An 18306-nucleotide genomic window follows, 5' to 3' on the forward strand; every position below is an offset into this window, starting at 1 on the left:
CGGGCGATCGGGCGCATCGGGAGAGGGGCGCGGGGCTTGGTGCTGTCGGCCCGGGCGGGATAGGCGGTCGGTGAGCTTCCTGCTTAGGTAGAAATTAGAATTGTAAGGTTTAGCTAAAATTGGATTGCATTTTAATGTTATCTATGGTAGATCTACGTTGCTTTTGCAACAGCGGTCCTGGCTCTTTTGGGTCGCAATGCTTAAAAAGTTGTATGGTTTCAAGATGTTGGGGTGTTGCACCCGTTTTGGCAGCGTCGCTGGTCGATGCAATGGTTGCAACAATTTTTTTTGTCCGTCCGGTCCGGTTCGCCCGGGCGGGACGGCATAGGGTTGGAGGTCGGGCCGGACGAGGTTCGCTCCTTCGATAAACACAAACCACTGGGCAGGGAAGGATGACATGGACGCTATGAGCAGAAAGTTAACCTTGAACGAGATCGAAGCCGGGATCGCCGATCGGCTCCTCTCCGGCGGGATGGCCTATTACCTGGCCGTTCTGGTGTGCGGGGGCCTTGTTCTCGCCGCCACGGCTGCCGGTGTCTACTCGATGGTCGTCGGCCACGAGCACACCTACAACGTGACCCGGGAGGTCCCCTGGGGGATCCTGATCGCCACCTACGTCTTTTTCGTGGTGACCTCGACGGGGCTGTGCCTCGTCTCTTCCATCGGTCACGTCTTCGGGGTGGAGTCGTACATGCCGATCGCCAAGCGTTCGGTCTTCCTCTCCATCGCCACCATCCTGGCGGGCTTCTTCGTCATCGCCTTCGAGATCAAGATCCCCTGGCGCATGGCGGTCTATAACGTCATCTCCCCCAACCTGACCTCGAACATCTGGTGGATGGGGACCCTGTACGGCATCTATCTCGTGCTGATGCTGTTCGAATTTCTCTTCCTCAACCTCAACAAGCACAAGCCGGCCGTGGCCTGCGGCTTCGGCGGCGCCATCGCCGGGATCGCCGCCCACTCCAACCTCGGCGCGGTCTTCGGCCTGCTCATGGGCCGCGAGTTCTGGCACGGGCCCTATATGTCCATCTACTTCATCGCTTCGGCGGCCATGACCGGCACAGCGGTGATCATCCTCTTCCACTGGCTGGGCTACAAGGTCAACGGCGAGAAGCTGGAGCTCGACACCCCGATGGTCAAGTCTCTCGACCAGGTGCGCAAGCTCGGCATCCTGCTGATCTGCGTCATCATCTTCTTCACCATCTGGAAGATGGTCGCCGGCGTGGCCGGCATGCCCGGCGGCAAATACGAGGCGATCATGGCCTTGGTCAAGGGCCCCTACGCCTTCAACTTCTGGTTCTTCGAGGCCGGCTGCGCCCTTCTCATTCCGCTGGCTGTCTGGGTCCTTTCCAAGGGCAAGAACCTGACCCTGATGTTCGCCACCTCGGCGATGATGATCATCGGCATCTTCATCATGCGCTACGACCTGGTCATCGTCGGTGAGGTCATCCCGGTCTACCACGAGCTGGGGGTCAACGAGTTCCAGCACATTCTTCCCTATAAGCCCTCGTTTTACGAGATCATCATCACCCTTGGTGGGTTCTGTCTGGCCGGTTTCCTCTTCCTGCTCGGCGAGAAGCTCTTTGCGGGCCACAAGGTCGAGGCTCATCACTAGGCGGGAAACAAGATGCCATCCTGTGCAAACGAACAGGAGAAGGAGAATAGAGGAATGAAAAAGAATAACGTGAGCCTCGAGGGGCTGAAGAACGAGGGGCTGGAAAACGTCTCCACGGAGGAGCGGCGCAGCTTTCTTAAAATGGGTCTGGCCGTCACCGGCGTCTTCGCCGGGGGCACCATCTTCTCGGCGACCTCTTCCGTGAAGAGCGTCTACGCTTCGGCCGGAGCCTACGCGGAGAAGTACCCCTACAAGCCCCACTACGGCATGGTCATTAACCAGGACCGTTGTATCGACTGCGAGCGCTGCCTGCAGGCCTGCAAGAAGACCAACCACGTGCCCGACTACGGCTACCGTACCGCGATCCTCGAGAAGGAGACCCGGGACGCCGTCGGCGGCAAGCGCGAGTTCATCCCGGTCCTGTGCAACCACTGCAACCTTCCCCAGTGCACCCGGGTCTGCCCCACCAAGGCGACCTACAAGGACCAGACCACCGGCATCGTTTCGATGGACATCACCAAGTGCATCGGATGCCTGACCTGCCAGTTGGGGTGCCCCTACAACGCCCGCTACTTCAGCGAAGAGAAGCACGCCGTCTACAAGTGCAACTTCTGTTTCGACACGCGCCTCTCCAAGGGTGAGAAGGAGACCGCCTGCGCCGAGGCCTGCCCCGCGCAGGTCCGCATCTTCGGTGACCTCTCCGACCAGGGGAGCCAGCTCTACAAGCGGGTTCACCAGATCGAGAAGAGCGTGTGGGTGCTCCGCCCCGAGGCGGGAACCCGGCCGAACGTCTTTTACACACGCGGGTAGAGCGGCGGCGGCTGCCGTCTGCAGACCGACTGAGTGCTCAACCAAGAGCGTAGCGGAGGATAAAGCTCATGAAGAAGTTGATCCGGATTCTTATTTGCGCGGCCCTTGCCACAGGCCTGGTCGCGGTTCAGCAGGGATTCGCCGAGTACGATTTCGGCGGCGGAGAAATCACCTACAAGTCGACGGTGTTCAGCCATGAATCCCACGTCGGGGGGATGGGTTTCGACTGTGATACCTGTCACGAGGGGCTTTTCGAGATGGAGGGCCATGCCCTCCAGGGCAACCCCGAGTTTTCCATGGATGCCATTTACGAGGGCGGCTTCTGCGGCGCCTGCCACGACGGCGACACCGCTTTTGCCTCCGACAGCGACTGCACCAGCTGTCACGTCAAGGACGGCGGCGACATCTACTACACCGAGCCGGTCAAGGCGATCCTGTTCAGCCACAAGGCCCACGGCGAGACGGGCCTGGAGTGCGAATCGTGCCACACCGGGCTGTTCGGCATGGAGGCCCTGGCGGCTCAGAAGGGCAAGGACTTTACCATGGCCGCCCTTTATGACGGCCAGTATTGCGGGGCCTGCCACGACGGCGATACGGCCTTTGCCTCCGATACCCGCTGCGCGACCTGCCATGTCGGGGTGAAGGGCTATGTCAGGGCCCATCCCTCCAAGGGCGGCGATCAACACGCGGCACACTGATTTTTTGAACTGGAGTGTTTCTGCCCGCAGGTCACAGGCCCGCCGCCGTCGCTCCGGCGGTGGCGGGTGCAGGCCTGCTCGGCGGGGTTGCATTGCGGCAATGTGCAGGGGCGGGGGCTCGGCTTTCTTGATTGGGGCCTTTTTTCTCCGGGGGCGAACGATGGTCGCCCCGGCAACCCGGAATCCAGGGAATGGCTATGTCTAGACCAAGTAAAATAGAGGCGCCTGAAGAGCCGGCATTCAAGGCCCCCCTGAACGGTTCTTCGGCTCACCTCTTGACCATTCTCAACAGTGTGGCCGACGGTGTCTTTACCGTCGACGAGCATATGCGGATCACCACCTACAACCGTGCGGCGGAAGAGATTACCGGATTTTCCTACGAGGAGGCCATCGGCAAGCGCTGCTACGACATCTTCCGGGCCGGGGTCTGTTTCTCGGGCTGCCCGGTCAAGGAGGCCCAGGAGACGGGCCAGCCCGTCATCAACCGGGAAGTCGATATCCTCTCCAAGGACGGCGCCAAGCTGCCCATCTCGGTCAGCGCTTCGGTGCTGAGGGATCAGGAGGGCAACCCCATCGGCGGGGTGGAGACCTTTCGGGACCAGTCGCTGATTCACGCTCTGCGGCGGGAGATCGAGGAGAAATACACTTTCGGCGACCTCGTCAGCCGCAACCCGGCCATGCGCCGGCTCTTCGATATCCTCCCCGATGTTGCGGCCAGTGAGGCCACGGTTCTGCTGCGCGGCGACAGCGGTACGGGCAAGGAGCTTTTCGCCAAGGCCATTCACGACCTCAGTCCCCGAAAAGAGGGGCCTCTGGTTGTGGTGAACTGTGGCGCCCTTCCCGAACCCCTGTTGGAGGCGGAGATTTTCGGGGCCCGCCGCGGCGCTTACACGGGGGCCACCGAGAACCGCCCCGGGCGCCTGGAGATGGCCAGGGGGGGGACCTTGTTTCTCGACGAGATTGGCGACCTGCCCCTTCCCCTGCAGGTCAAGCTCCTTCGGGTTCTTGAAAACCAGGAATACCAGCCCCTCGGCGCGCCGAGCCCCATGAAGGCCGACGTGCGGTTCCTGGCCGCCACCAATTGCGGGCTTGAGCAGATGGTCGAGGAAGGCACCTTCCGGCGCGACCTGTACTTCCGCATCAACGTGGTGGCCTTGCAGATCCCGCCCCTGCGGGAGCGGAGGGAAGACATTCCCCTGCTCATCGATATTTTCCTCGATCGTTTCAACCGGACCTACGCCAAGAAGATCCGGGGCTTTACCGCCGAGGCCCTGCAGGTCCTTCTCAATCACGATTACCCGGGGAATATCCGCTAACTGCTCAACATCATCGAGCAGACGGTTATTCTGTGCCGCAGCGGGGAGATCGGCATGGAGCACCTTCCGGCCGGATTCCTTGCGGCCAAGAATCCCGAGGAGTCCCTGACCCGCCACAAAAAGGGCAAGGTGTCCCGGGAGGCCCTTGGGGATCTCCTCGAGCGCCACGGCGGCAATCGCACCCGGGTCGCCCAGGAGCTCGGGGTGGACCGAACAACTCTGTGGCGGTGGATGAAGAGGTTCGACCTCCTCTCCTAGGCCCCTTTCGGTTTACCTTTACCGCCTTTTTCTTCATTTCAGTTCGACCTTCCTGTATATGCCCCGGCCTCGGCCGGGGCTTTTTTTTGTTTTTGGGGATTTGCGGAGCGGGCGTTGGGCTTGCGAGGGGCTGCGGCGTTCCGGTTGGTCTCCTGAACGGCAGACATGCCTACCCGGGGGCCGAGGCTGGCGCGGTCCGAATTCCCTGGGCCGCCAAAGACGGCTTCCGGTTCGAAATATCCCCTGGGGGGTGGCTCGGCGCGGAGGGAAGGACACCCGGCCTTCTGCATCCCAGAAGAGACTAAAAATCCCAAAAATGAGAAAACATTATTTTGAGAAAGGTCGAGCCCGCTGGCGGTTGCAGGGCGTTGCGGGTGTTGCATTGTTTCTTTCCTCCGTTTTGTTGCATTTGTTGTTGCAACGCCACGAGCCGCCGTTTTTAGGGCTTTTGGCTTCTTCGTCTTGGCCTGCGGGGCTGTTGTGGTGTTGCGTGTGCAACGCCGCNCTAAGAAATAACAGTGTTTGGTTTTTTATGGCATATCCATCCAAGTATTTGAATTTAATAGACAATTAAGCTTTGTTTCTGTTTTTTATTTTTCCGGCACGACTCTTGGAATATAGGGAAGACATGAAAACACAAAAACACATAAACGAGTCCCCCATGCGGGTAGCTGTCCCTTATTACGGGGCGATGATCCGGCCCGGTGCCGGTCTGGAGCGGGTCTATTTTCTGGTCGATGTCGATCCGGCGGCCGGTTCTTTCAGGAATCTCGGCATGCACATCTGGGATTCGCGTGCCCACCCTGAATTCCCCACCTGGCTTTCCCGCAAGGGCGTTCAGGGGCTTATCTGCGGCGACGATCGCCCGGCCTATGAAGGCGTTCTGAAGAAGGCCGGGATCTGGGTCCGCTGGGGCAAGGCGGGGGACCTGGAAGACCTGGTCGGCGGCATGGTCAGAGACCGGGCCGCTTGAGACGAGTCGTCGGTTTCGATTGCAGGGCATTGACGGCGGTCGCGCGGTGCAGTTCAGGCGAGGAAGGCAGGCGTAGATGAGAGTAGCGATAACAACGCGAGGGCCGGGTGCCGAGTTCGGAGTCGATGAGAGTTTCGGGCGAGCCTACTGGTTTTTGATTCTTGACGAGACGAGAGAAGAATGGGAGTCGATCGACAACAGCGAAATTCGCAATTCAATGAACAACGCCGGGATGTTGGCTGCCAAAGCTCTTGCGGGCTACGAAGTCGATGTGCTGATCACCGGAGAGACCGGTCCCAAGGCGTTCCGGGCTCTCAAGGCCCTGGGGATCGAGGTGTTTCACAATGCCACGGGCACGGCGATGGAGGCACTTCAGGCCTGGCGTGCGGGAGATCTGCCGAAGGCCTTCCTGCCCAAGAGCCAGGGGAGTCCTTCATGCCTGATGGCTCCGGCGACCGCGGCCGCTCCGAGGGGACTGGCTCCCCAGATGTTTCGCAGGCCGGTCACTGCGTATTAGGGTTAACCCACAACAATCGAGGAGTCTGTAATGAAGCAGGAAAACATTGTCTCAAGTCGTCCCCAGGCCAGTAACTACGTCAAGGCCACCATGGTGGCCATGGGCATCGCCGCCTTTTCCGCCAGTGCTTTTGTTGCCTGGCCGGCGCTGTCCCACATCGGCGCCAAGCTGATCTGATCTGACCTGGCAGGCAGGAATTCACCATTTTCCCCACAAGGAGGTAAGTCATTAAAGCTGAAAACATTATTTCCAACCCCGTCAAGAAGACCTACAAGTACTCGGTTTATGGCACTTTCGCATTTGTCGGGATTTCCCTGAGCGCGTTCATCCTCTGGTCGTTCACCTGCCTCGGCAGCGCGGCTTTCGACGTGGCATCCAAGCTGGCCTGAGCGAGCGATCCGGCCGGCGCAGCTGGGAAGAAGGGAGGTACATCATGAAAAGAGAGGAACTGTTCAGTCGACCGATCGGTTCGAGTACGGGGATGGGTTTTTTTGCCATTGTCGGGATGATCGGCCTGTTGACCTCGTTTTTCATCCTCTGGTCCCTGTCCTGCCTCGGCGGGGCGACCTTCGATCTGGCAAGCCGGCTGATCTAGGCTGTGGCGCGGAAAGGGCAGAGTGTGAAATCAACGCATGGGTTGTCGAAGGTTGCAAGGTTCTTTTTCCGTATTGGCATGTTCGGCCTCGTTGGAGGATCGGTGGTCGGAGCATCCATCCTGGTGCTCTGGTCGCTGACCTCCATGCTGGGCGGGGTGCCCGTGAACCAGCCGACATGGTTCATCTAGAGAGAACCATGTCGGCCCTTTGAGAAGAGATAGGTTATGAGGGTTGAAAATCTCATCTCCGGCACGTTCAGGCGGGGATTCCGGCTGGGTGTTTTCGGGGTGATATGCACCATCGGGGTGGCCATTTCGGGGTTCATCCTGTGGTCCCTGACCTGTATCGGGGCGGCCTGCTTCGATGTGGCAAGGGGCTGGATGGTGTGACTCGGGAGGGTGCCGACGGGTTTTGCAACAGGATTTCCCGTTCAATGAGGCTGGTCCAGGGGAAGTGTCTTTGGGGCTTTTTTTGTGCCCTTGCGCGGATTGGACCAGTACTTCGGACCATAAAGATGAAACGACCAGACCATGAACGAAAACGAATTCCCGCATGGCGGCCGTCCCGGAGGGAGTGGGCCGGGGGAGGGGGTGCGCTGCCCCCAGTGCGGCGGCGACCAGTTTCACCTTCTGGGCGACGGGCGCATCCAGTGCCGGCAGTGCCGCAAGCGGATCACCGTCGATTCCAAGACGACCCGCCTCGACGGGGTCGCCCGGGGCGGGATCGTCGATCTGTTCTGGCGCTTTGTCCCGGCCGACCGGGGGGCCGAACTGCTCGGACTCAACCGCAAGACCGTTCAGGGACACTACAACCGCATTCGCGAAGAGATCGAGAGGCAGAACCGCCGCGACTGGCCGCTGACCGAAAGGGAAGGGGCGGAGCCGGACCCCGGGAAAGACGGGACACAGGTCCTTCTCTGGCTCTTCACGAAAGAGGCGAAGGTCCACCTGCGCTTCTCCCCGGCAGAAGGGGAGGGCGGGTGCCTGGGCCCCTCCTCGGTGGTCGATGCCCCGAACCGGACGGCCCGTGAGCGGCTCGCCATCGAGACCTTTCGCCACAGGGCCTGGCACCCCGGAGCGTCCGCCGAAGAGGTTCGCCTGGGAATGCATTTCTGGGCCTTTGCAAAGAGCCGGCTGACCCGCTATCGGGGCGGGTTTCGAAGAAAGTTCCCTCTCTTCATGGCCGAAATGGAGTATCGCTTCAACTACCGGGAGCATCCTGAGATCCCCGGGAACCTGAAAGATCTGTGGAGTCGGCTTGGACCGCGCTGACGGCCAGGTTGCAGAACGTATTCAAAAAGGAGAGATCGTAATGAGTTGGTTGCGCACAGTTGTTCCCCTGATGGTTGTTTTACTTGCGGCTCTGGCCCTTCCGGCCGCAGGCTCGGGCGGCATGGCCCCGGACCCCATGACCTGCCTGGAGTGCCATGACGATACGGCATCCGAGCATGATTTCGCCGCCTCCGTGCACGGCCGGAACGCCTGCACCAGCTGCCACGTGGAGGTGGTCGACATCGATGCCCACACCGAGGGGGAGATCGAAGTCCAGCCGGTCAACTGCGTGCGCTGCCACAAAGAAGAGGGCCACGAGTACGGCGGAAGCGTCCACGCGGACGGCGAGGTCGGATGCACCGGCTGTCATTCCGAGATCCACAGCCAGAAGGCCTGGGCGGGCGACAAGCAGGACGTCGTTGCCAAGTGCCAGGAGTGCCACGACGTGGAGGGCTACGAAAACTAAGTCCACGGCATGGCGGTGGCCGGCGGCAACGAAGACTCGGCCGCCTGCAACGACTGCCACGGTTTGCACGAGATCAAGGCGCTGAGCGAGACCGATGCGCAGGACGGCCGGGTGTTCGGCACCCAGGTCTGCATCGACTGCCACGGCGACGAAGAGAAGATGGAGCACAACGGCGTCTATCCCCACGCGGTCGAGACCTACCTGGAGAGCTACCACGGCAAGAGCTTCCGGCTCGGTTTCGCCGAAAGGGCCGCCGGGTGCAGCGACTGCCACAGCGCCCACATGGTCCTGCCCCAGGACGATCCCGCCTCCACCCTGCACGGGGAAAACCTGGTGCAGACATGCGCCGAGTGCCATCCCCAGGCCACCGGGCAGTTCGCCAAGTTCTACGCCCACGGCGACCATGCCGACAGTGAGAACTACCCCATCCTCTACTGGACCTTCATGGCCATGACCGGGCTGCTGATCGGCACATTCGCCGTCTTCTGGATCCACACCCTGCTCTGGATGTTCCGCGGCTTCGTGGAAAACCGTTAAAAGCAGAAGGCCCTTCACCTGGCCGCTGCCGCCACAGGAGGGGTTGTCCGCAGGGTTCCCGCCGGCGTCTCCGCCGATGCGGCGGCCGCCGCCCTGGATGGCGGTTCCGGGGGCGCAGGTGCCCACGACATCGCCGACGGCCACAAGATCTACAAGCGCTTCGAGACGCGCCACATTCTCCTGCACATGACGGTCATCATCAGCTTTCTCGGCCTCTCCCTCACCGGCCTCCCCCTCAAGTTCGCCGACCAGGAGTGGGCCAAGACGATGATGTCCTTCTACGGCGGGGTTCACTACGCGGGGCTGATCCACCGTGGCTGCGCCATCCTGACCTTCTACTACTTCCTCAGCACCATCGTGATGTCCTTCGATTTCCTCTTCATCCGCCGCGACGTCGAGGGGAGCTTCTTCGTCCGCCTCTTCGGCCCCGACTCGCTGCTGCCGAATTTCCGCGACATCCGCGACGTCAAGGCGATGGTGCGCTGGTTCCTGTTCCGCGGTCCCAAGCCGACCTTCGAGCGCTGGACCTACTGGGAGAAATTCGACTTCATCGCGGTCTTCTGGGGTATGTTCGCCATCGGCGGCTCCGGCCTGATGCTGTGGTTCCCCGAGGTGTTCGGGGTCCTGCTGCCCGGTTGGACCTTCAACGTGGCGACGATCATCCACTCGGACGAGGCCCTGCTCGCCACCGGCTTCATCTTCACCGTCCACTTCTTCAATACCCACGGACGGCCGGAGAAGTTCCCCATGGACTTCGTTATCTTCAACGGGGAGATGACCAAGGAGGAGTTCATCGAGGAGCGCGGCGACCAGTGGAAGCGCTACGAGGAGCTGGGAGTGACCGAGGATTACGCGGCGCGGAAGACGAGCGGCGTCCTCTACGACTTCTTCTTCAAGGGCTTCGGCTTCCTCGCTTTCTTCACCGGCCTCAGCCTTGCCTTCCTGATGCTCGTCGCCTTCCTCAAGGGCTAAGAGCGGACGTTAAAGCGGGGGCTGCCGTCTCGGCAGCCCCCTTCGTTAAGCGATACCTCGAAGGGAGATGGATCATGAACAACCAGCAGGGAATCGGTCTGGCGGTCTTCGCTTTTGCACTCTACGTCATCGGGGGGATCGGGACTTTCGGAGGTCTGGGCCTGATTGGCCTGATGGAGGGAAAGGACCTCCTCGGGTGGGGAGACGGCCGCAGCATCGGTTACCTCTTCTTTAGCGTCGGTCTCTGCCTGTCCGTGGCTGGGGTGCTCTTCATGCGCCTCTTCCGGAATCGGGGGTTTGCCTGACAGACAGGTAGATTGGCGCCAACACTCATGATAGATAGCGAAAGCCCTCTCTGTTCCCTGGGAGGGCTTTCGTTTGTGGGTGGCATCGGCCCGAGGTGTGGGCGGCCTTTGGTCGCCGGGGCATGGCCGGGTAGTCCTGGTCGACAACTGCGCCCCCTTGCGAGTCCTTGGGACCCAGAAGAAGCTGGCTCCTTGTCAATCCCCGAATCCGCCCGGTTCGGGGCTTTTCTTTTCCGTTTTAGCTTAGGAAATGTTATTGTTTGCTGGTTTTTCTATGTACTATCGCGGTATTGGAAGGGGGATCTGTGAAGGGAATAACGATTCGTCTTTATCTGGTGGACGGTACACCCACCGGAATTCTCACCGCTGAAATCATTAACTGGACTGGCAAGCTTTATGTCGCGCCAAGAAGCCAGCTTGCAGACCTGGCAAAACGGGAAGAAGTGCGCCGAACCGGGGTTTACTTTCTCGTTGGGCCTGACCCGGACCGCCCCAGCCGTGACCGGGTTTACATCGGCGAAGGGGATAGCGTCCTCAAGCGGTTGATCGACCACGACAAAGACCCTACAAAGGATTTCTGGACCCGCACTGCTGTTGTCATCAGTAAGGACGAAAACATCACCAAGTCGCATGGCCGCTACCTGGAGAGCCGCCTGCTCGAAAAGGCCAAGGTAGCGAATCGTGCAAGTCTCTCCAACGGTACCAATCCCCCCACGCCTCCCCTGCCAGAACCGGACGTAGCGGACATGGAGTTCTTCCTTGGTCAGGTTCAAATGATCCTGCCCGCTCTCGGGTTCGGCTTTTTGCAGGCGAAGCCGAGCGAAGAACCAACAAGCAAGGCGGAGGAATCCCCCCGGTTCCTCATGGCCACCAGTGGGGCCAAGGCAACGGCAATTGAGGCCGGAGGCGAGTTCGTTGTGCTCCAGGGCTCGACTGCTCGCAAGGAAGGAGTCCCCTCTTGGGACACCTATCGCACTTTGCGCGATCAACTAGTCGCCGACGGCAAATTGGTTGATGCAAAGAAGCCGGACTATTTCGAATTCGCCGAGGACGTCTCTTTCTCCAGCCCCAGTGCCGCTTCCTCAGTGGTTGCTGCACGCAATACCAACGGCCGGGAGTCGTGGGCCATTGAGGGGACTCGCACGACCTATGCAAAGTGGCACGAAGAGAAGATTGCCAGCGCGGCAAGCCAGACTGACGAGCCAGAGGATTAGATTAAGTAATAAGGCCTTGCTATTTATCACGTTAGCAGAAGAAATCGATTTACCTAAGGAAGCTTCATGCCCGAATTGATCTGGAAAGGCAAAGACAAGGTTATCAACCATCACCAAGAGGTGCCGGTCAAGACCCTCGACCACCAGTACACCTTCGGCGACGAAAACGAAGTTTCAACCGGCAACAAAATAATCCACGGTGACAACCTTGAAGCCCTCAAGGCCCTGCTGCCTCAGTATGAGGGGAAGGTCAAGTGCATCTACATCGACCCGCCTTACAACACCGGCAACGAGGGATGGGTTTACAACGACAACGTCAATGATCCGCGCATCAAGAAATGGCTTGGCGATGTTGTTGGTAAGGAGGGGGAAGACCTCTGTCGGCACGACAAGTGGCTGTGCATGATGTATCCGCGTCTGCAACTGCTTAAGCGCCTTCTCGCTAATGATGGCGTATTTTTATGTAGTATCGACGAGAACCAATATCACTCTCTAAAAATAGTACTCGAGGAAGTGTTTGGTAAGAATAACTACTTGGGATCTATTTGTTGGAAATCCAGAAATACTGACAACCGAGTCAAGACTCGACTATCAATAGACTACGAATACGTTATTGTTTCCTCCAAAGGGGCTCCAATACACGGCCGCTTTATTGATAGATCAAATTTTAAAAATCAAGACAATGACCCAAGGGGCCCTTATGTTACTGACCCTCTTACAGGGAAGGCTACAAAGGAAGATCGCCCGAACCTGCATTATAATATTTGCAATCCGGAAACGGGCGATGTTTTTTATCCAGACCCATCAAGAGGCTGGATTACTGACAGGGCTGGTTATGAAAAGCTATTGGCTGACAACAAAATCTGGTGGCCACTAAATCCCAAAACCGGGAAAACCAGAAAGAAGCGCTTTCTCTCTGAAACAGAGGCAAGGATGCCGGTATCCAGTTTCTGGGCAGACATAAAAGGACAAACTGGTGCAGATGAATTAGACCAAATAATGGGAGAGAGAGTCTTTGCTTTCCCCAAGTCAGCAGATTTCATCTCTAGGGTCCTGGATATAGCTTGCGATAACAATTCACTTATCCTCGATTCCTTCGCAGGCTCCGGCACCACTGCCCAAGCCGTCCTCAACCTCAACAATCAGGACGGTGGCAATCGCAAGTTCATCCTGATCGAAATGATGGACTATGCCGAAACCATCACCGCAGAAAGGGTGCTGCGGGTCATGGACGGCTACGGTGAGGAGGGCAAGCGTGTTGATGGCACCGGCGGCGGCTTCGACTACTACACCCTTGGCGAGCGGGTCTTTGACGATGAAGGGAATCTAAACGAGGCGATCGGCACTGAAAAAATCCGTCAGTACGTCGCTTGGACGGAAAAACTCCCTGCCATCGAAGCCGACGAGCATCCCTACTGGCTCGGCGAGCGCGACCGGACCGGGTTCTATTTCTACTACGATCCAGAGCGCCTGACCGTGCTCAGCCTCGATTTCCTGGCGACGCTGCAACGCAAAAACGAAGGCTACCTCATCTACGCCGACTCCTGCGTCCTCGATGCCGGGTTCATGCGCAAACACAACATCCGCTTCAAGAAAATCCCTCGGGATATATCCCGTTTTTAGGAGACCGGCATGGAATTACTCTCGTACCAACAGAACGTACTGGACGACCTGGCCGGGTTTCTCTCCTCCGTTGAGAGTTGCGGCAACCTACAGCAGGCTTTTGAACGCTTCTGGACCGACAAAGGCGTGGTCCGGCCCGAAAAGTACCGGAACATCATCCCGCAAGTTCCTCATATCTGTCTCAAAGTGCCGACCGGTGGCGGCAAGACCTTCATTGCAACCAACGCCATTCGCACGGTCTTCGACTGCCTTGAAATCTACCTGCGCAATGAACCCAAAGCGGTCGTCTGGCTGGTCCCTTCCAACGCCATTCTTGAACAGACCTACAACAATCTCAACAACCCCCAACACCCCTATCGCCAGAAGCTCAACACCCTGTTCAACGGCCGGGTTGGGGTGTACGGCAAGGAAGATCTGTTGCAGGGGGCGAACTTCAACGTCAGCAGCGTTCGTGAGCAGCTCAACGTGTTCGTTCTCAGCTATGCCTCGTTCCGGTCCAGCAACAAGGAGGGGCGCAAAGCGTATCAGGAAAACAGCAACCTGGATGGGTTCGTCCGCGCCATCAGTGCCGAGGACGTTCTGCCCGAGACGGACGAATCGGCGCTGATCAATGTGATCCGCAGTATGAGGCCGGTGTGCATTGTGGACGAGAGCCACAATGCCGGGTCCAACCTCAGCAAAGAGATGCTGACCAACTTCAACCCCAGCTTCATCCTTGACCTGACGGCCACGCCGCGCAAAGAGAGCAACATCATCAGCTATGTTGACGCCGCGCAGCTCAATGACAACAACATGGTCAAGCTGCCGGTGATCGCCTACAACCACCACAGTCAGAAGGAGGTCATCAACAGCGCCATTAAGCTGAGAAACCGGCTGGAGGCGCAGGCCGTCGAAGAAGAGAAGCAGGGGGGCGACTACATCCGTCCCATCGTTCTTTTCCAGGCTGAGCCTGAAACCCGCGAGGACAGCACGACCTTCACCCTTATTCGCGAGCGACTGGTCAAACTCGGCATCCCTGAAGAGCAGATTGCCATCAAGACGGCAACGATCAACGAACTGAAAAATGTGCCATTGCTCTCCAGGACCTGTCCCATCCGCTACATCATCACCATCAACGCTCTCAAGGAGGGCTGGGACTGCCCCTTCGCCTACGTTCTGGCCACCATTGCCAACCGGCATTCGTCGGTGGACGTGGAGCAGATTGTCGGCCGGGTTTTGCGCCAGCCCTACGCCCGAAAGCACCAACGAAACCTACTGAACAACGCTTTCGTCTTAGCATCATCAGCGCATTTCATCAGCACGCTGGACAAGATTGTCGAGGGTCTGAACTTGGCCGGATTCAGTCGTAAGGATCTGCGAGCCAAGGATGCTGAGGAGTTGCCTGCTGACTTGAAGGGAGCGGAAGACACCAAACCTTCCCAGCGTGACCTTTTCGTGCCGCAGGGAGATACGGTTGTGGATTCTGAAGCTGGTGATCAGGAACAGTCCCTGCCGGTTGGTGAAGAGGTTAGTCCGATTGAAAGTGATTGGAATTCGGAGGCGGTCGATGATGTTCTTCAGGAGATTGAAGAAATCACCAACGAGGCCAATCAAGAGTACGAAGAGCGCACGAAGGACGCTGGCGGCTTTGAATTTCCTGACGAAGTGAGGGGGCGTATGGACGAGTATCCGATGGAGCCTGTCTTTGCGAATGAGGCCAAAAATCTTTGCCTTCCTGAGTTTTATACCCAGCCGCTCGGACTCTATCTGTTCGAGGACGAGGTGAGGGTCAACAAAGAGCTTTTCCTTGAAGAATTCCGTCTCAGTCAGTGCGACAGCCAGATTGACTTTGCCACAATGGATGGCGACGCCTACCGCATCGACATCGAGAAGGTTGCCGAAGACGATTACAAGCCGGGTTTTTGGAAGCTGAAGTCAGGAGTGCGCGAGCAACTGGCGGAGTACATCCTCAGCCGTCCGAAAGAATCGCAGATCGAGCAGTTGACCGGCAGAATGTGCCAACTGATCGGCAACATGTACCCGATTGCCGACCAGGAGATCAAGGTTTACGTCAAGCGCATTTTCTCCGCCATGACGGTTGAACAGCTACGAGATTGCGTTGAACGCGAGTACAGCTACCGGGACAAGATCAAAGGGAAGATCAATGCTCTGGCCACCGAACACGCAGAAAAATGTTTTGGTACGTGGTTAGCTGGAGATCGTCTGACCGTCAAAGAAGCCTACACGCTTCCTATCTGTATTCATCCCGTGGACATAGCCCCCAGTATTCCCAAGAGTCTCTATGCTCGCGAAGGAGGCATGAATTCCCTTGAGGTCAAAGCAATCAACGACATTGCCAACCTCGACAACGTCCTCTTTTGGCACAAGATCATGGAAAAAAAGGGCTTCTGCCTCAACGGATTCATCAATCACTACCCCGATTTTCTGGTGCAGACCAAAAACGGAAAGACCCTGTTGATCGAAACGAAGGGGGATGATCGCGACAATTCCGACTCGGAACGCAAGCTGAAGCTGGGCAAAGCATGGGCAGCCAAGGCAGAGAATCAGTACCGTTATTTCATGGTGTTCGACAAAAACCCCATTGAGGGGGCTTACCGGCTCGACGAGTTTGTTGCCATTATTGCCACCCTTTGACAGGTAGCTGAGGGCGGCGAAATTCTGCCCCACCGGGGAATTCGGGCTCCACGTAAAGCACCCGCTCATTGCCTGACCCGAACGTTGTCGAACAGTTCACCAAATCAGTGGAGTCGATCCTCAAGCGACAGGATCTACACGAAAAGGAAAACCAGCACCTCACCCAACTTCGCGGTTGGCTCCTGCCCATGCTGATGAACGGCCAGGTCAGGGTGAGTTGATTCAAACCAGAAAGAGATAGTTACTGGAGTTATCATGAAAAATGTAATGCTGAGGCTCTTGAAAAAAACGGACCACCTGCCGATGCTGTTTGTCGGGTCAGGCATGTCAATCCGCTATCTCGGTTTGGAAAACTGGATAGGTTTGCTTCGTAAATTTGCCCGGTTGGCGACTGACAATGAGTATGCCTATGAGATGTATGAACAGCAGGCAAAAGGGCTGGAGTGCAAGGAAGGATTGTTGCCGAAGGTGGCGGAACTGATCGAGCGAGACTTCAATGTGCGCTGGTTCAGTGACGAGCAATGCAGGGAAAGCAGGGAGCAATCGGCAGATGAGATCAGCCGCTCGGTCTCTCCGTTAAAGATTGAAATTGCCCGCCACATGCGCGACAAGAGCATGGTGCATGACACCGGGTATGCGACTGAAATTGAATTGTTTAAAAAGTTGGAAATGCGCAGTATCTGCGGAGTGTTGACGACCAATTACGACAGCTTCATCGAGGATCTGTTCCCCAGTTATACGAAATACGTCGGCCAGGAAGAGCTGCTCTTTTCCACCCTGCACGGTGTTTCCGAAATCTACAAAATACATGGCTGCTACACCAAGCCGGAATCCATCGTTATCAACGAAGCTGATTATGCCGATTTCACGGAAAAGAATGCCTATCTGGCTGCAAAAATCCTGACGATTTTTCTCGAACACCCCATCGTGTTCATCGGATATTCCATCAATGATGCCAACATCGAAAACATCCTGAAATCGATCGTCAAATGCCTTTCCGTCGAAAACCTCGACAAGATTAAGGAACGGTTGATGTTTGTCGTGCGGGCAAAAGAGGGCGAGGACGAGGAGGTCTCCACCTACAGCAAATCGTTTGAAGGTGGTAAATCCATTGAAATGACACGCATCCGTTTGAAAAGCTACGAGCCGTTATATCAGGCCCTGCTGGAAAACCAGGCAAAATATAACGCTCCGATGCTGCGGCGACTAAAGCAGGACATCTACGAGCTGGTTCTGACGAACAAGCCGACGGGACGAATGCGGGTCATGAATTTTGAAGACGATAAACTGGAAGATGTAGAAGTGGTTGTCGGTGTGGGGGTGCTGGCTGATTTCGGTCAGAAGGGGTATGCGGGGATTACGGCGGACGAGCTGTACGCCGATGTGGTTCTCGACAACAGGGATTTCGATGCGGAAAGCATCATCTGGAAAGCCTTGCCAACGCTGTTGTCGCATAACAGTAACAGCTTGCCGATATTCAAGTACCTTTCGCAATACTCGGAGGATTTGCCGGAGAGAGCCCAGTCAGCTGCACAAAGTAAGCAGCACTTTGATGACTTGCTTTCCAGCACGATCAAAAAAAACCGTGAACGTCATTATTGCCGGCAAGAGACCATTTCCTCACTCAGTAGCACGTTGCCTGCGGCAAAATGTCTACAGGTGCTGCCCCATCTCAAGAAAGAAAATATCGATGTCGACGAGCTACACGCCTTCCTTGTGAATATCCTGACTGCCAACCCTTCCGCGCTTACCACGGGAGAACCAGCGTTCAAAACCGATTTGAAGCGGGCCATCAGGATTTATGACTGGCTGAAATATCATCCATAAAACAAAAGAGCCCCAGCTACAGCAAGCAGTAACTGCTCACCTCGCTGAGACCCTTTTAATTGCTACCGGTACTCATGCCGGTTAGCGAACAGTAACTGTTCACACCGCCACGGCACCAATTTGATGGTTAATCATTACACGAAACAGGCCATATTTCAAGTTGTATGTTGCTATTGAAGCACTTCACCTCTCGCCCTTCGCCGAGGCTGGCCTATCTGGCTGAACAACCACACCGGCAGCGGAAATTGCAGAGGGAATTCGAGGTCTACTGGCACCGAGCTTTCGGGGCCGGACGGAAATGTCGAAATTATGCCCTAAAAAAGGGCCTATGGGCGGATTTTTCGGAGTAAAAACCGGCTTATAGTGCAAAAGCAGGTCGTTATCACTCTGGAGGGGATGAGATGTCGTGCCCAGGACTAATCGCTATTTTATTCCTGGCTACGTTTGGCAGAAGAGAGCTGTGGCCCTGATTTTGGGAACGAAAATAGGCCCATAGCAACTAAATACAGGCATTTTTTGGATGTTTATTTATAAGAATCAAGAGGTTAACTTGGTCCGACCCCGGAATGAACCGTTACTGGGAGAAATTCGACTTCATCGCGGTCTTCTGGGGTATGTTCGCCATCGGCGGCTCCGGCCTGATGCTGTGGTTCCCCGAGGTGTTCGGGGTCCTG

Annotated in this window: 16 protein-coding genes and 1 pseudogene; all 17 read left to right on the forward strand. The window is 57.1% G+C overall.

The annotated features are described in order from the left end of the window. The first annotated feature begins 406 nt into the window (after nucleotides 1-406). The 17 genes and pseudogenes from nrfD (at nucleotide 407) to C0617_RS08495 (ending at nucleotide 17632) form a co-directional block, all read left to right on the forward strand. Nucleotides 407-1615 (forward strand): NrfD/PsrC family molybdoenzyme membrane anchor subunit, encoded by a 1209-nt coding sequence (gene nrfD, locus C0617_RS08405; RefSeq protein WP_291316572.1) that lies wholly within the window; start codon nucleotides 407-409, stop codon nucleotides 1613-1615. 54 nt (nucleotides 1616-1669) lie between these two features. Further along, a complete protein-coding gene (locus tag C0617_RS08410) occupies nucleotides 1670-2425 on the forward strand; it encodes a 4Fe-4S dicluster domain-containing protein (protein WP_291316573.1) in 756 nt (251 codons plus the stop codon). Nucleotides 2426-2493: 68 nt separating this feature from the next. After that, the gene (locus C0617_RS08415; RefSeq protein WP_291316574.1) at nucleotides 2494-3123 is read left to right on the forward strand and encodes a c(7)-type cytochrome triheme domain-containing protein; all 630 of its coding nucleotides are present in this window, start codon (nucleotides 2494-2496) and stop codon (nucleotides 3121-3123) included. A 197-nt stretch (nucleotides 3124-3320) separates the two neighbouring features. Next, the gene (locus C0617_RS08420; protein WP_291316575.1) at nucleotides 3321-4439 is read left to right on the forward strand and encodes a sigma 54-interacting transcriptional regulator; all 1119 of its coding nucleotides are present in this window, start codon (nucleotides 3321-3323) and stop codon (nucleotides 4437-4439) included. A 54-nt stretch (nucleotides 4440-4493) separates the two neighbouring features. Then, a complete protein-coding gene (locus C0617_RS08425; protein WP_291316576.1) occupies nucleotides 4494-4697 on the forward strand; it encodes a helix-turn-helix domain-containing protein in 204 nt (67 codons plus the stop codon). A gap of 661 nt (nucleotides 4698-5358) precedes the next feature. Then, nucleotides 5359-5670 carry a hypothetical protein gene (locus tag C0617_RS08430; protein ID WP_291316577.1) on the forward strand — a complete coding sequence of 104 codons (312 nt, stop codon included), beginning with the start codon at nucleotides 5359-5361 and terminating at the stop codon, nucleotides 5668-5670. Between the two features lie 76 nt (nucleotides 5671-5746). Beyond that, the gene (locus C0617_RS08435; protein WP_291316578.1) at nucleotides 5747-6187 is read left to right on the forward strand and encodes a NifB/NifX family molybdenum-iron cluster-binding protein; all 441 of its coding nucleotides are present in this window, start codon (nucleotides 5747-5749) and stop codon (nucleotides 6185-6187) included. A 30-nt stretch (nucleotides 6188-6217) separates the two neighbouring features. Beyond that, nucleotides 6218-6364, forward strand: a complete 147-nt coding sequence (locus C0617_RS08440) for a hypothetical protein (protein ID WP_291316579.1) — start codon at nucleotides 6218-6220, stop codon at nucleotides 6362-6364. Nucleotides 6365-6620: 256 nt separating this feature from the next. Further along, nucleotides 6621-6782, forward strand: a complete 162-nt coding sequence (locus tag C0617_RS08445; protein WP_291316580.1) for a hypothetical protein — start codon at nucleotides 6621-6623, stop codon at nucleotides 6780-6782. Between the two features lie 225 nt (nucleotides 6783-7007). Then, nucleotides 7008-7172, forward strand: a complete 165-nt coding sequence (locus tag C0617_RS08450) for a hypothetical protein (RefSeq protein ID WP_291316581.1) — start codon at nucleotides 7008-7010, stop codon at nucleotides 7170-7172. 141 nt (nucleotides 7173-7313) lie between these two features. Further along, on the forward strand, nucleotides 7314-8054 hold the full coding sequence (locus C0617_RS08455) for a hypothetical protein (RefSeq protein ID WP_291316582.1): 741 nt from the start codon (nucleotides 7314-7316) through the stop codon (nucleotides 8052-8054). Between the two features lie 70 nt (nucleotides 8055-8124). Beyond that, a pseudogene (locus C0617_RS17080) lies at nucleotides 8125-10029 on the forward strand (cytochrome C). Between the two features lie 74 nt (nucleotides 10030-10103). After that, the gene (locus C0617_RS08475; protein ID WP_291316586.1) at nucleotides 10104-10334 is read left to right on the forward strand and encodes a hypothetical protein; all 231 of its coding nucleotides are present in this window, start codon (nucleotides 10104-10106) and stop codon (nucleotides 10332-10334) included. A 260-nt stretch (nucleotides 10335-10594) separates the two neighbouring features. Further along, nucleotides 10595-11548 (forward strand): GIY-YIG nuclease family protein, encoded by a 954-nt coding sequence (locus C0617_RS08480; protein ID WP_291316587.1) that lies wholly within the window; start codon nucleotides 10595-10597, stop codon nucleotides 11546-11548. 66 nt (nucleotides 11549-11614) lie between these two features. Then, nucleotides 11615-13171, forward strand: coding sequence for a site-specific DNA-methyltransferase (locus tag C0617_RS08485; protein ID WP_291316588.1), 1557 nt, complete (start codon nucleotides 11615-11617; stop codon nucleotides 13169-13171). A 9-nt stretch (nucleotides 13172-13180) separates the two neighbouring features. Continuing rightward, nucleotides 13181-15805 (forward strand): DEAD/DEAH box helicase family protein, encoded by a 2625-nt coding sequence (locus C0617_RS08490; protein WP_291316589.1) that lies wholly within the window; start codon nucleotides 13181-13183, stop codon nucleotides 15803-15805. A gap of 255 nt (nucleotides 15806-16060) precedes the next feature. Continuing rightward, a complete protein-coding gene (locus tag C0617_RS08495; RefSeq protein ID WP_291316590.1) occupies nucleotides 16061-17632 on the forward strand; it encodes an SIR2 family protein in 1572 nt (523 codons plus the stop codon). Nucleotides 17633-18306: the final 674 nt, after the last annotated feature.

Source organism: Desulfuromonas sp. (assembly GCF_002868845.1).
Classification (GTDB): Bacteria; Desulfobacterota; Desulfuromonadia; order Desulfuromonadales; family BM501; genus BM501.